The 13,052-nt window shown below is 40.3% G+C and carries 11 protein-coding genes; 6 read left to right on the top strand and 5 right to left on the bottom strand.

Translation table 11 applies throughout. The annotated features are described in order from the left end of the window. Positions 1 to 495: 495 nt before the first annotated feature. Entirely contained in the window at positions 496 to 1,272 is a 777-nt protein-coding gene (locus V7K69_RS30910; protein ID WP_335041758.1) for an ABC transporter permease, read from the bottom strand. 328 nt (positions 1,273 to 1,600) lie between these two features. Here V7K69_RS30910 and V7K69_RS30905 point away from each other — a divergent pair, with 328 nt between their 5' ends. Beyond that, complete coding sequence (locus tag V7K69_RS30905; protein WP_335041756.1) at positions 1,601 to 2,764, top strand: DegT/DnrJ/EryC1/StrS family aminotransferase; 1,164 nt, start codon at positions 1,601 to 1,603, stop codon at positions 2,762 to 2,764. A gap of 62 nt (positions 2,765 to 2,826) precedes the next feature. Here the strand turns inward: V7K69_RS30905 and V7K69_RS30900 are convergent, their stop codons facing one another. After that, positions 2,827 to 3,576, bottom strand: coding sequence for a DUF561 domain-containing protein (locus tag V7K69_RS30900; RefSeq protein ID WP_335041754.1), 750 nt, complete (start codon positions 3,574 to 3,576; stop codon positions 2,827 to 2,829). A gap of 269 nt (positions 3,577 to 3,845) precedes the next feature. Here V7K69_RS30900 and V7K69_RS30895 point away from each other — a divergent pair, with 269 nt between their 5' ends. Beyond that, positions 3,846 to 4,652, top strand: coding sequence for a class I SAM-dependent methyltransferase (locus V7K69_RS30895; protein WP_335041752.1), 807 nt, complete (start codon positions 3,846 to 3,848; stop codon positions 4,650 to 4,652). A 45-nt stretch (positions 4,653 to 4,697) separates the two neighbouring features. Here V7K69_RS30895 and V7K69_RS30890 read toward each other — a convergent pair whose 3' ends face one another. Further along, complete coding sequence (locus V7K69_RS30890; RefSeq protein WP_335041750.1) at positions 4,698 to 5,240, bottom strand: Uma2 family endonuclease; 543 nt, start codon at positions 5,238 to 5,240, stop codon at positions 4,698 to 4,700. Between the two features lie 166 nt (positions 5,241 to 5,406). After that, positions 5,407 to 7,764 (bottom strand): ATP-binding protein, encoded by a 2,358-nt coding sequence (locus V7K69_RS30885; protein ID WP_335041748.1) that lies wholly within the window; start codon positions 7,762 to 7,764, stop codon positions 5,407 to 5,409. A 761-nt stretch (positions 7,765 to 8,525) separates the two neighbouring features. Here V7K69_RS30885 and V7K69_RS30880 point away from each other — a divergent pair. After that, the gene (locus tag V7K69_RS30880) at positions 8,526 to 8,753 is read left to right on the top strand and encodes a hypothetical protein (RefSeq protein WP_114080475.1); all 228 of its coding nucleotides are present in this window, start codon (positions 8,526 to 8,528) and stop codon (positions 8,751 to 8,753) included. A gap of 101 nt (positions 8,754 to 8,854) precedes the next feature. Here the strand turns inward: V7K69_RS30880 and V7K69_RS30875 are convergent, their stop codons facing one another. Next, entirely contained in the window at positions 8,855 to 9,796 is a 942-nt protein-coding gene (locus tag V7K69_RS30875; RefSeq protein ID WP_335041743.1) for a hypothetical protein, read from the bottom strand. A gap of 272 nt (positions 9,797 to 10,068) precedes the next feature. On the opposite strand from V7K69_RS30875, the gene mnmA reads away from it, so the two are divergent. The 3 genes from mnmA (at position 10,069) to V7K69_RS30860 (ending at position 13,050) form a co-directional block, all read left to right on the top strand. Then, entirely contained in the window at positions 10,069 to 11,124 is a 1,056-nt protein-coding gene (mnmA, locus tag V7K69_RS30870) for a tRNA 2-thiouridine(34) synthase MnmA (RefSeq protein WP_335041740.1), read from the top strand. A gap of 197 nt (positions 11,125 to 11,321) precedes the next feature. Further along, complete coding sequence (locus V7K69_RS30865) at positions 11,322 to 12,467, top strand: helix-turn-helix domain-containing protein (RefSeq protein ID WP_335041737.1); 1,146 nt, start codon at positions 11,322 to 11,324, stop codon at positions 12,465 to 12,467. Then, positions 12,457 to 13,050 (top strand): hypothetical protein, encoded by a 594-nt coding sequence (locus V7K69_RS30860; RefSeq protein WP_335041735.1) that lies wholly within the window; start codon positions 12,457 to 12,459, stop codon positions 13,048 to 13,050. Before V7K69_RS30865 ends, V7K69_RS30860 begins: the two co-directional genes overlap by 11 nt. The last annotated feature ends 2 nt before the right edge of the window (positions 13,051 to 13,052 follow it).

Below are 13,052 nucleotides of genomic sequence, written 5' to 3'. Positions count from 1 at the left end.
TTCTGTAAATTAGTCCGATGGGATTAAAATTAAAAGTTTTTTAGTAGATATTACAAGTGCTTTGACACCGCAAGCAACGCCGAAAAATCATTTTTAAACCGCAGAGGCGCAGAGAGCGCAGAGAGAAAAAAGAGATTTTACCAGTCACTTTGAAAGGGCTAGTGGTCTATCGTATTAATTTTGTTAGGTGAATCTAGTTTTTAAATTTCTCTTCCTTATCTCTTAACTTCTCTGTGAGACGCTGCGCGTAGCTTGCTTCCCCGTAGGGGTACGCGCTCTTTGCGTCCTTTGCGGTTCGTTCTCTTGTCTCTCAAATTTAATGAGACAGACCACTAGTACAACACGGCGGAAATAAACCAATCATTCCAAATCAACGAAACCCTTATGCCCCATTCATTTTTAATTTTTAATTTTTAATTTTTAATTCCGCCTTGCGGTACTAGTCCCATTATTGATTTGGGTATCAGCTTCCTTGGCTCGTAATTGTAAACTTGTTTAACTCACTAACTGCGCGGCGGAATTGAAAAATTGACGACACAACCCCCTAGTAAGCAAAATTGTTGTCAACAAGTTAGCGAGAGCAACCATAAAGATAATTAAAATCTCGTAAGATACAGCATCGAGAGGTTTCACACCAGCTAGTAACTGTCCGGTGGTGATTCCTGGTATTGCGACCATCCCGATGAGAATCATTTGATTGAGAGTAGGGATCAATCCGGCTCTGATGGCATCTTTGCGATACTGGCTAACTGCTTGCTGGGGCGTTGCACCTAAGCTCAAGTGGGTTTCTATTTCGATATGACTGGAATTAATGGTGCTGACAAGACGTTCGCCTGCGATCGCAGCTGCATTGGTAGCATTGCCTAAAACTATCCCTACTAAGGGAATTATATACTGTGGTTCATACCATCTGTCTGGTTGAATAATCAAGAAGTTGGTGTAAAACACTGTCAGGACGGTACTAATTAAAATTGCACCCCACACCAAAGGCAACAAATAAGGAATTTTTTGGCTGATGCGATTTCGTGCGACAATCGCCGTAATTGTCAGCATTATTGCTAATAGCGCCAAAACTGCCCAAGCATTGTCTAAAGCCAAGATGAAATCTAAAATGTATCCCAATACAAGAAGTTGTAAGATGGTTCTCCCAGTAGCTAGGGCTAGGTTCAACTCTAATCCTAATTTTTCCCAGGCAGATAAACCAATGGCGATCGCCATCAATCCCACAGCAATAGCTAAATCCACGAAATCCAGCTTAATCATATCCTGCATGGGTTTTCTATCTCCTAGTATTTTCTTCTCAAAGCAGCTTACACACCTGGAACTTTGATCCGATGTGTTGGATCTTGGTTGATATATATCACCTTCATCAATTCAAAATTAAAAAATGGTACAACCTTAACATGGCAAACTCCTAGTATGTCTACTATCTGTAAATTAAATGTGCGGTAGTCTACCGCGCCACAATTTAAGTAAAAACCCTAATAGATGCGTATCTTAGGCGATAGTCTTTTAGTTGCTCCTTTTTGATTAACAATTCAATTAGCAAAAATTGACTCTCGAAGTGCATCCTTTGTATCTCCCGATAAAATGAGAACTCATGATCCAAAGTGTAAATCCCATCCCTGCCTTTGATATCAAGCAGCAATACACCACCATCGAAGCAGAAGTAAGTGCAGCCGTTTTAGAGATTCTGGCTTCTGGCCGCTATATTGGCGGCCCCCTAGTTGAAAACTTTGAGCAACAATTTGCTACTTATAATACTGTTACTCAATGTGTGGCTTGTAATTCTGGTACTGATGCGCTCTACTTAGCGTTACGAGTCTTGGAAATTGGTGCAGGCGATGAAGTGATTACAACGCCTTTCACCTTTATTGCGACATCTGAAGTAATTAGCGCCGTTGGTGCAAAACCTGTTTTCGTTGACATTGACGCTACTACCTTTAATTTGGATGTGGAGCAAGTAGCAGCAGCGATTACACCTAAAACTAAAGCGATTATCCCGGTTCACCTTTTTGGACAACCTGTGGATATGACATCATTGATGGCGATCGCTCAATCTCACAATTTGTCAATAATTGAAGATTGCGCTCAGTCTACAGGCGCAATGTGGGCTGATGAAAAAGTAGGAAGTATTGGACATATTGGTTGCTTTAGTTTCTACCCTACCAAAAATCTTGGTGGATGCGGCGATGGCGGAGCAATAACGACTAATGATCCTGCGATCGCTACTAAACTGCGAATACTCCGGGAGCATGGTAGTAAAGTTAGATATTTACACGAGGAAATTGGTGTAAATAGCCGCTTGGATGCTCTCCAAGCAGCCATATTGCAGATTAAGCTGCGTTATTTAGATACTTGGAATGATCGCCGCCGAGATATCGCCAACTATTACTATCAGTTCCTTAGCCAAATTCCGGGAATCGTCCCGCCTCAAGAATTACCTGGGGGTATTGGGGTATGGAATCAATACACTGTTCGCATCTCAGGTGAAGGGCGGAATGGTTCTAGCGCCAAATATCGAGATTGGGTGCGTAATCAATTACAAGAACAGGGCGTAAGTTCAATGATTTATTACCCCTATCCTTTACATTTGCAGCCAGTGTATCAAAATCTAGGCTATCAAATTGGGGACTTACCAATAGCAGAGCAAGCTTGCCATGAAGTCATAGCTTTGCCCATGTTCCCAGAATTGACACAGCACCAGCAAGACCAAGTTATTTATGCGTTGAAGGATTGTTTGGGAATAGGGAATTGGGAATAGGGAATAGGAAATTTCCATATTTACTACTCAACACTCCCCACTCCCTACTTATCACTCAGCACTCAGCACTCAGCACTCAGCACTCTTGCAGTCGCCAAAGCTTCTACTAAGCCACGTACAGCAGCAATCATTGCTATTTCGCTATTGAGTTGGTTGATGGCGGAACCAACACCAACACCAGCTGCACCAGCTGCGATCGCTAATGGTGCTGTAACGTTAGAAATGCCTGAAGCACACAATACTGGCACTGACACCACACGGGAAATCTCAAAAGCTGCTGCCAAGGTGGGAGCAGCTTTTTCAATTAATCCTAAAGTTCCAGGGTGAACTGGGTTACTGCTAGTACCGCCTTCGGTTTGGATAATATCTGCTCCAGCTTTCACCAGTTCTTCTGCTAACTGCACCTGCTGATCTAGTTCCAAAATGTGGGGAACGGTGACAGATAAGGTGATTTCTGGGAAAAGAGCGCGGGTTTGCTTAGTCAGCGCTAGCACTTCTGGAGCCTCAAAGCGGCGACCTTGAGCATAGAAGGAATCGAAATTCCCGATTTCAATTAAATCAGCACCAGCTGCTACAGCTTGCAGAAATTTTTCTGGTTCTACTGCTGATACGCAAATTGGTAATTTTGTCAAAGTTTTAGCTAATTGTACCAAAGCGCGATCGGCGGCAATATCAACAAAAGTAGCACCGCCAAATTCAGCAGCTTTGACAGTAGCAGCAACGCTAGCAGCGTCAAAATTATTCAACCCGCTAATCACTTTCAAAACGCGGCGGTTAGTAAATGCACGTTGGAGTGTAGGAAGCATCGTCATGGTTAGGCTTTTGAAGCTATGAAGATTATAAATTAGGTATATTCTACCGTTACTCAGTTGATGAGGAACTAAATCACTATGGCAGTTGCCAAATTTTGATAGTTTTATCCTTTACCGCCACTAACCAAAATTTTGCCTATCAAAAGTTTACTCTCCCAATTTAGCTAGGTATTAAATGCAGCACCACAGTACCATAAAGCATAAAGTTCAGCAGATATCTATGTGAAAATAATTTAGTTCTCTTAAGTAATTCTTTTCAGGAGGAAGACATGAATGAAGAAATCATGACAAAATTTGACGAGCAAGAAATACTTGAACTTTGGGACAATAGAGCTAGAGACTGGGATATTCAAGTTGGCGATGATGGTGACAGTAATCGAATTTTGAATTCAGATCCAGTACTATGGAGTTTCGCTGGTAACGTTGCAGGATTGTCTGTCCTCGATGCTGGTTGTGGTACAGGATATCTAGCGCGCCAGCTTTGTCTAAAAGGGGCCAGTGTAACTGGTATAGATTTTTCACCTCAGATGATAGAAATTGCCAAATTTAGAGCTAACCAAAATAATCTAGATATAGATTTTCATTTGGATTCATGCACTGAACTAAAGTCGCTTCCAGATGAGCAATTTGATCTGATAGTCTCAAATTATGTTCTCATGGATTTGCTTGATCTAGAAGGAGCAATAAGGGTATTCAATCGTGTTCTTAAGCCTAGTGGTATTGCAATCCTTGTCTTCTCACATCCTTGCTTTCCCCAAGGCAAATCGACTACTGTAAATGAGGATGGGACAGTTTCTTATAGTTGGGCCTCTTCTTACTTTGAAAGGACACAACACAACGACGAACCTTGGAAGCATTTTACAACACCATTTATCTGGTTTCACCGCCCTCTTTCCGATTACTGGAAAGTCTTCAAGGCAGCAGGTTTTTCTGTAGACGAATTTGAAGAACCAAGAATTACCCCAGAGCGATATCATCTTGCAGAAAATGACCGGAAGCTTTTCAATTCCCAAATACTTCCCTATTCGGTAGTTTTTAAACTCCTGAAGGTTAAAGGATTATATAGCAACCCATAACTTTTAGTTTTAGCCATCACCTTCGTAGCACTTTTTACTAATATCCTAATCAAACTCTAAAGGCCACAAATCAGCAATTGGTACTTCCCATCCTGGTAGCAAATCGGGAACTGTTAAAATATCGCCATCACGAAGTATTATTGCTTCTTGTCCAAGGTTGTAAACTTCAACAATCCGCTCATCTGGATTGAGCAAAATTCCTACCTTAGTTCCCAAACTCAGAAATTCTTGAATTTTGGCTCTCAAATCCTCCAAATTATCACTAGGGGACTTCACCTCGACAGTCAAATCAGGAGCCAATTGAGCAAAAGACTTCGGACTGCGACGCAAGCGTTCGGCTAAAACAAATGAGGCATCCGGTGCGCGTAAATCTGAATTTGGCAATCTGAAACCAGCGCTAGAAGCTGCTGTTCGTCCCAGTTTGCGCGGTCTAACCCAGTTATGTAACTTGGCAATCATGGCAGCTGCGACTTCATCTGATTCATATCCTGATGGACTCATGACAATAATATTACCCTTGACTAGTTCCATACGATAATCAGGGTGCTGTTGCTGCATTTTTTCAAAGTCTTCAAGCGTTAGGGACATAAAAACCTCTAATTATCACACTCCCTGTATATATATTATGGAGACAACAGACCTCTTTAGGAGCGATCGCTCCATAAATTCCCCCGTTATCGCCAAACCTGTCACTCCAAACACTTCCTACGTAAATGAAAAAACAGCAATAAGCAGTAAAATCGAGTATTATTGCCTATTTTTCAAAACAATCCATTGCTATTTGAACCTTCTCAACTTGCCTTGGTGCTTGCATTTCGTTAAAAAGTGCGATCGCCAGTAAAAAATTTTCCTTACTTTGATTAATTCCACCCATTTTTTTATGAGTTAATGCCAACTGATAATAAGCCTCGGCTAAGTCTGATTTAGCGCCAATTTTATCAAGAACTTCTATTGCTTCTGAATGATGAAAAATTGCTCTGGTAAATTCTTCCTGTTCTCGAAAAAGTTCGGCCAGACAACTTATAGCCTTAGCCTTTATTTGGGTAAAGTTATTTTCTTCGGAATGAAATATAGCTCGTTGGCACAATTCAAAAGATTTTTTCAGATTAACTAAATTCTTATAAGTTAAACAGAGAGTAACTAAACTATGTCCTATTCCCCATAAAGTCACTCTAGTTGATAATGACATACTAGAAAAGGCAACTTCAGCAAGATGGAAAGCATCTTCTCTGCTACCAGAACGTGATTTTATCAAAGCTAGACAGCACTGAGCATAAGTCATATAATCATCAAGGTTGCTATTATGTTCAGCAAGGCTACAAACAGAATTGAAACAATCTTCAGCTGCTTCTATTTCCCATAACTCAAGTTTGCAAAGCCCTGTATTAAACAAAATAGAAATTTCTGTTTGCTTGACATCTAATTTGCCTAAGACTTTTCCTGATTTCTCATAACATTCTATAGCTTCTCTGACACAACCAATAATTCGATATGTATAACCAAGTATATTGTAAAGTCTAATTAGTCTCTCTGGCGATTTTATATCATCTATTATCCGCTTAATGACCGAGAAATTTTTCTGGAGTAGTCCCAGTTGGTAAAATGAGCAACCCAAAGGCAAACCAATACTCCACTGTTTACCTCGCCCTTGTAAAATTACATCACCAGCTTGCTCAAAATCACTAATTTCTACATAGTGATAATAAGCTTCTAAAGCAGTCAAAGCATCTGTGATATTTTTGACTATTGCAACTTGCTTTGTCCAAAACTCTGCGGCTTTTCGGTTTACTAATTCCCATTCTTCACTGACTAACCTTAACCGACTAATCGCTTCATCACGAATTACTGGATGCAGCCAATATTGTCCTTTTTTTGCTTCTATCAAAGACAAATCTTGTAGAGCTTTAATTACACCTCGACGTTTTTGGGCTGGTACATCCCAAAGCAAACATAAAACTCCCTCGATAGCTAATGAAGGAATATCTTGATAACGATAGCATCCTAAACGACAAAGGAGACGATAAGCTTCTAAGTCATTTTCTTGGAGACGAGTAAATTGACTGGCGACTAAATCTTTTAATTCTCTTTCTATTAATAAATCTGTACAGTTATCCTGCCAATATGAATGGATGTCACCAGAAAAATCTGTCAATATTGCTCCTCGGAGAATTTGCATTGCTTTGGCGTTACCTCCATAAGCTCTGCACATTTCACTGAGAATAGTACAATCACAATTGATGTGGCAACTGCTGAAAAATTCTCGCCATGCTTCATCATCTAAACCTTCGAGTGGGTAGAGATAAACCTCTACGCTAGACTCCCGTAAACGCTCACGACTTGTGACTAAAGTAACTGAATGCACATCAGAGTCTGCTAATACTCTCAATAGCTCAACATAAGGGCGACGATATTCTAGGAACTTCCCATTTTTATCGAGAGCAGTTTCTAGATTATCGATAAATACCCCAATTTTAGAAGTTTGTTCTCGGAGTTTGCGCCGTAGTCGTTCTAGGCTGATACCAAAATCTCCTCCCGGTTCTTCGTTAAAGTATCGCCGTAGCCATTCTTCAACTACACTTTCTACAGGAGTAAGGTTTTGGATTTCTGTGGCCATCCACAGTTCTAGAACAAAATTAAATTTTTGACTTTTAAAATATTTGCGTGCTAATCTTGTTTTGCCAACACCACCTTCACCCTGGATGAGTATAACTTTTTCTCCCCGACTGAATAAGGTGTGGAGTTCGGCTATTTGGCGATCGCGCCCGACAAAGTTAGAATCTAAATCTTGGGGTTTAGTCCCATTCGTCGCTAGATTTGGAATCTGAGAAGCTTTTTGCGTCTGTTGGTTTGTTCTAAATCCCTGAACTACGCCTTGGAAGGTAGATTTGGAGACTTTCGCTCCTAGCACTTTGGAGAGTAAATGCCAGAGTTCTGCACCAACTGCTTTTAAATGCGCTTCTGTATAACCACGGCTGTTGGCAATATGCTGGTAAGTCCGCTTTTCATCCTCCCACAAATTACGCAAGATAATCCTTTGAGTTTTATCTAGATGTTCTCCCGTCTGGAGAAAAACCAAGTTATCTACAAACTCTAAGGCCTCTTCTACACCCATTTGCTAACTTGATGTATCATTTGTAATTCATTATAACCATACTTTTACTACTTATTCCTACCCTCTATACTACAAAAAAACTTTTTCCTACTGGGTAGTAAGCTTACTTTATCCGACTGCAAAGCATTATGGACTGTATTACTCTTGTAAGTAATACAGGCGAAGTTAAGTTAAGCGCCAATAATAAGGTGGTTGAGGATAGATTTTACCAGCGCGACTACTGCAACCTTAGTAAATCACAGATGTTATTTGTTGCCGTCCTATATCAATGACTCATGAAAGTGGGGTCTACTAAACAGCAGTGGGTATTAACTAACTAGATTCTGTAGAGCTTATTTACAACTAAGTGTGTAAGTCTTTATCCTACAGGAGGTTCAATGATGTTAGACAGAGATTGTCATCATGATTGCAATCAGAATCAGTGCCCTTTTGCCCAAGATACACGTAATCCCAATAGATATGTTTGCCTAAAATGTGGTGTTGAGCGAGAAATAAATAAGTATTCTTCTAGCTTCAGCTCGTTTTTGCTGCTGTTGTTGGGCTTGTTTATTTCGTTCCAACTATTAGTTAATTACGAAAAGCAAAGCAATCCACAAAGGCAACAACAGTCTTTGAATAACTCACCCCATCAAGGAAATATCCACGTGTAAAACTAATCTTCGTACTGGGTATGATTTCCCATTTCTGATTTTGTAAATGAGAAATGGGAAATCAAAAAGAATATTCACTGCTAAAAATCAGCTACTTTCGTGAGTAAAATTATGGACACCAATCAAGATACACTTCTCTTTCGCTTTGCTTCTAAGTCTTTGAAATATTTCTTGTTAGTGCTGTTTGGAATTGCGATCGCTTACGTCCTATCCATTGGTTTAGGTATCTTACAAATCATACCTATACTGCTGTACCTGTTACAACAGTTTTTGCTTCCTGTGGGAATTATCCTCTTGTGTTTAATTACAATAGCGGTAATTATTGAATCCCTGCGTTAAGAATTGGAGAAGTAGAGAGTCTATCAATGTTGGATTTTAAATTTTAGATTTGTTCTTCAATTCAAAATTCAAAATCTAAAATCGATGGACTCCTAACTTCTTCATTTACCGTAGAAAACCCTGGCATTTCGGTATCCTATATTTCGCAGATACTTATTCCATTCCTCAGCTTGGAATCGATCGGCGAAAGGCCCTACTGCTACGTGTGGCCCTCGTGGTTGTGTCCTTTCGAGGACTGCGCCAGATCGTCCTAAATCTTGACTAAATCGGGCTAGATTCTGCCTAATTTGGTCTGCTGTCGCAGATAACTGTTCTTGAGTAGTCGGAATAACGACATAATATCTAGAGGCTTGCTTGGGAGGATTTATATTGCTGCGTTCCCCTACAAAGCCTCTATTACCTAAATCTATTTCCTGTCCGTTACCAAAGCTGATAATCCGAGCGCTATATATTCCCCGTGACTGTAACTCATTCACCCGTTGTTGAGCGTTAGATACTCTGTTAAAAACACCTGACTGAATAACATTCCTTCCTTGGTACTGGCGAATGTAAGCACTGGGTTCAATCTGGCGGATTGCTTGTAGCGTCTGGAAATCACTACTATCTACGTAAACTAAGTAGCGCTCAAAGTTCTGGTTATATTGACTAAACTGTGTAGGTTGCGGGGGCTGAAAGTTCTGACCGGATTGATTATTCTGTAATGGTTGCGGCGGTTGAAAGTTGAGATCCGATTGATTATTTTGTAATGGTTGCGGCGGTTGAAAGTTGAGATCGGATTGATTGTCCTCCACTAGTTCTGCTGGTTGTAACTGCGGTGATGGCTGTTGACCAAAGGGAATTGGCGGTGGTGGTAAAGCTTCACCTCCTTGTTGAGCCAGTAGCATACTGTTGTGGATTTGTGCTTGTGCTGGGGCATAGTCAGGAATCAGCACTAACCATCCTCCTACTAACAGGGGGAGAAATCGGATACTAGGCTTCCAACCCTCAGAACTTCGGCGCAGCATCTGAAATCGGGTAAATTTACTTGGTATTCCTCTCGACATAGTACTTAGAAAGTAGTCAAAGTATTTTTAGGCAATTTTCATCAGGAACTAATAGTTCACCGTTGTAGCAACTATATAGCGTTAACGGAAAATTAGCTCATCTGCGTGGCAAAAAATACATCTTTCAGAGGGAATAGGGAATAGGGAACAGGGAACAGGGGAAACCCACGGCTTAAAAGTCGTGACTTAAAAACCGAAGTGCTTTGGTAGTAAGGCTTTCAAGAGTGTGTGCTACAATTGGACAACCACGCAGCTATCGTGTCGTGTTTTGTATGAAAAAAGTCGTCGTTGGTCTTTCTGGTGGCGTTGACAGTTCCACCGCCGCAGCTATCCTGCACCATCAGGGCTATGAAGTGATTGGTTTGACTCTTTGGCTAATGAAAGGCAAAGGTCAATGTTGCTCTGAAGGTATGATCGACGCGGCTGATCTCTGTGAACAACTGGGTGTTCCCCATGAAGTTGTGGATATTCGGGATGTCTTTCAAACCCATATTATCGATTACCTCGTGACTGGTTACAGTGCTGGAATCACGCCTTTGCCTTGCTCACAATGCAATAAAACGGTGAAGTTTGGGCCAATGGTGCAGTATGCTCGTGAAAAATTGGGATGCGATCGCATCGCCACTGGTCATTATGCCCGAATTAGCTATGACGAAGCAACTGGACGTTACCAGTTATTAAGAGCTATTGACCGCAACAAAGACCAGTCATATTTTCTCTATGATTTGTCTCAAGATTTACTTGCAGCAACTATATTTCCTCTCGGCGAACTAGAAAAAACTGACACCCGCCGCATTGCAACTGAATACGGACTGAAAACTGCTGATAAGCCAGAAAGTCAAGACTTATGCTTAGTGGAAAGTAACGGTTCCATGCGGGCATTTTTAGATAAATATTTAGCTCCCAAAACAGGCGATATTGTCGATACCACAGGTAAAGTTTTAGGACAGCATGATGGTGTCCATCATTACACCATTGGCCAGCGCAAAGGTTTGGGAATTGCTGCTGCTGAACCGTTGTATGTGATTGAATTAGATGCAGAAAATAATAAAGTAGTAGTTGGCGATCGCACTAAGGTAACTCAACCAGAATGCACTGTAAATCGGGTAAACTGGGTTTCCATTGCTGAACCATCCACCCCAATTCATGCCGAAGTACAAATTCGCTATCGTTCAACGCCTACACCAGTAACGGTGATTCCGTTGGAAAACTCCCGTGTGCGTTTGGTGTTTGATGAACCCCAAATCAGCATCACCCCCGGACAAGCGGCGGTGTGGTATGACGGCGAGAAAGTGTTAGGTGGCGGAATTATTGAACAGTTTAGTTGAATCCCACTCCCATTTTGGCTTCTGCCAAAACCACCCCTTCTCATAAATGAGGAGGGGTATTTTATTGCTAATACTACGTAGAAATTGACCTTTGACTTTATATCTCTTACGATAGTCGTTCTATGATTTACCGCACTATTCCGTGTAGAAATTCAGTAAAGAATGTTACAACTTAAAGATCAAAGGCTGTCTGTGCTATGTCTTTTGACCTTGCCTTATTTAGCTCCAAACTCAGAAGATGCCGAGAGCAATTTGAAAAGTCTCTTGTAGAAGTCACAACAGCCACAGGCATCCCTGAAAACATTTTGGCTGCTCTGGAAAATGGGGAAAGGCAACCAACTGGTGATGAAGTTTTGATATTTGCTGACTATTACCTGTGTGATTACCAGTTTTTTATTTCTAACGAGCGAGTAGCTTCGTTTGATCAGACAGAAACTTTGTTCCGAAGATATGGAGAAGAATTTTCAAAAGAAGATCGATGGGCAGTACAAGAATTCTTATTCTTGTGTGAGTGTGAAGAGTTTTTGTTGAAACTGATTCAAACTAATACTTATAGCACTTTTAGCTTTCTTAAGAGAGGTAACAATTATAGAGGACAAGGAAAAGAAGCGGCAAAGGCGCTCAGAAAATATTTAGGGTATGCCTCTAATGAAGTCCCCATGAATATTTATGAAGATTTTCGATCTTTGGGGTTTCATATTTTTCGTCGCCAGTTGGGTAACTCAAACATCTCTGGTTTATTCATCAAACACCCTATAGCAGGCAAGTGTATATTAGTTAACTATAGTGAAGATGTTTATCGGCAGAGATTTACAACTGCTCATGAATCGGCTCATGGGATTTTGGATGATGATCGGGAATTTGTCATTTCTTTGAAAACAGACAAAAAGAAAGATGTTGAAGTGAGAGCTAATAACTTTGCAGCCGATTATTTAATGCCACCAGAATTTCTAGAGAACATTCCAGATTGTCGAGTTTGGACTTCTGAAAAAGCTATTGAATGGGCAAGTAAACTTAAGGTCAGTACAGAAGCTTTCGCTAATGCTTTAAAAAGCGCCAATTTTATATCTGAAGATGTGGAAAGACAAATCAAAGCAGTGAGAGTCCCAAAACGTTTAAAAGTTGATCCAGAACTGCCTGAAAGTCTTTCATTAGGCTCTCGTCAACGTCGGCAGGAGCTACTAAAAATAGGTTTGTCAAATTTCTATGTTGGGCTTTGCTTTGACGTATATGAACAGGGTTTTATTTCAGCAGGTCGAGTAGCGGAAATGCTTTTAGTTAGCAAACATGAATTAACAGAAATAGCAAGTATCTACGGGAGAACTATTAGGTATGGGAATTGATCCATCAAATTTTCATAAATATAATGTTATAGATACTTGTGCTATTTGGAATATTCTTTCCTCTAAACTTTTGTATATAACAGCAAACAATGCTGGATGCCTATTCTGTTGTACATATTTTGTTTATTATGAGTGCCTATACAAGCCACGTAAAAATCCCAAGCAGGCAGAAATAGAATTGCAAAATCGTTTTCGTCAGGAATACGAAAATGGAAAATTCAAATATTATCATTTAACTATTGAAGACCTTCAAGATGTAGAAGTTCTTCAGGTAAGAAAGAAAAAAGATAAAGGAGAACTTGCATCTATCGTTTTTGCAAAGAAGACCCGTCAAGCTTTTATCACAGACGATAGAGGAGCTAGAATAGAAGCTGCTAAGAGTATGGATAGTAAAATGGTACAGACCACACCTCATTTACTAGCTTGGCTGATATTTATCAACTATTTGAGTGATAGTGACTTGCAATCAATAATCCGTGAGCATAAAAAATCTGATAGACCACTTGAAAAACACTTCTTAGATGCTTACAAAATAGTTTTAGAATATAGATTAATAGCTTTAAGCCCTAAAATTACCGAATAAAA

This window comes from Nostoc sp., from assembly GCF_036917775.1.
Taxonomy (GTDB): Bacteria; Cyanobacteriota; Cyanobacteriia; order Cyanobacteriales; family Nostocaceae; genus Nostoc.
Note: the sequence above shows the minus strand (reverse complement) of the source record. Positions and strands in the feature narration are given on the sequence as shown.

What these genes read in the sequence shown, in the direction of transcription:
- V7K69_RS30880 (WP_114080475.1), top strand. Translation starts at nt 8,526, where the DNA reads ATGGACACCAATCAAGATACACTTCTCTTTCGCTTTGCTTCTAAGTCT.
- V7K69_RS30905 (WP_335041756.1), top strand. Translation starts at nt 1,601, where the DNA reads ATGATCCAAAGTGTAAATCCCATCCCTGCCTTTGATATCAAGCAGCAA.
- mnmA (WP_335041740.1), top strand. Translation starts at nt 10,069, where the DNA reads ATGAAAAAAGTCGTCGTTGGTCTTTCTGGTGGCGTTGACAGTTCCACC.
- V7K69_RS30885 (WP_335041748.1), bottom strand. Translation starts at nt 7,764, where the DNA reads ATGGGTGTAGAAGAGGCCTTAGAGTTTGTAGATAACTTGGTTTTTCTC.
- V7K69_RS30890 (WP_335041750.1), bottom strand. Translation starts at nt 5,240, where the DNA reads ATGTCCCTAACGCTTGAAGACTTTGAAAAAATGCAGCAACAGCACCCT.
- V7K69_RS30865 (WP_335041737.1), top strand. Translation starts at nt 11,322, where the DNA reads ATGTCTTTTGACCTTGCCTTATTTAGCTCCAAACTCAGAAGATGCCGA.
- V7K69_RS30900 (WP_335041754.1), bottom strand. Translation starts at nt 3,576, where the DNA reads ATGACGATGCTTCCTACACTCCAACGTGCATTTACTAACCGCCGCGTT.
- V7K69_RS30910 (WP_335041758.1), bottom strand. Translation starts at nt 1,272, where the DNA reads ATGCAGGATATGATTAAGCTGGATTTCGTGGATTTAGCTATTGCTGTG.
- V7K69_RS30860 (WP_335041735.1), top strand. Translation starts at nt 12,457, where the DNA reads ATGGGAATTGATCCATCAAATTTTCATAAATATAATGTTATAGATACT.
- V7K69_RS30875 (WP_335041743.1), bottom strand. Translation starts at nt 9,796, where the DNA reads ATGTCGAGAGGAATACCAAGTAAATTTACCCGATTTCAGATGCTGCGC.
- V7K69_RS30895 (WP_335041752.1), top strand. Translation starts at nt 3,846, where the DNA reads ATGAATGAAGAAATCATGACAAAATTTGACGAGCAAGAAATACTTGAA.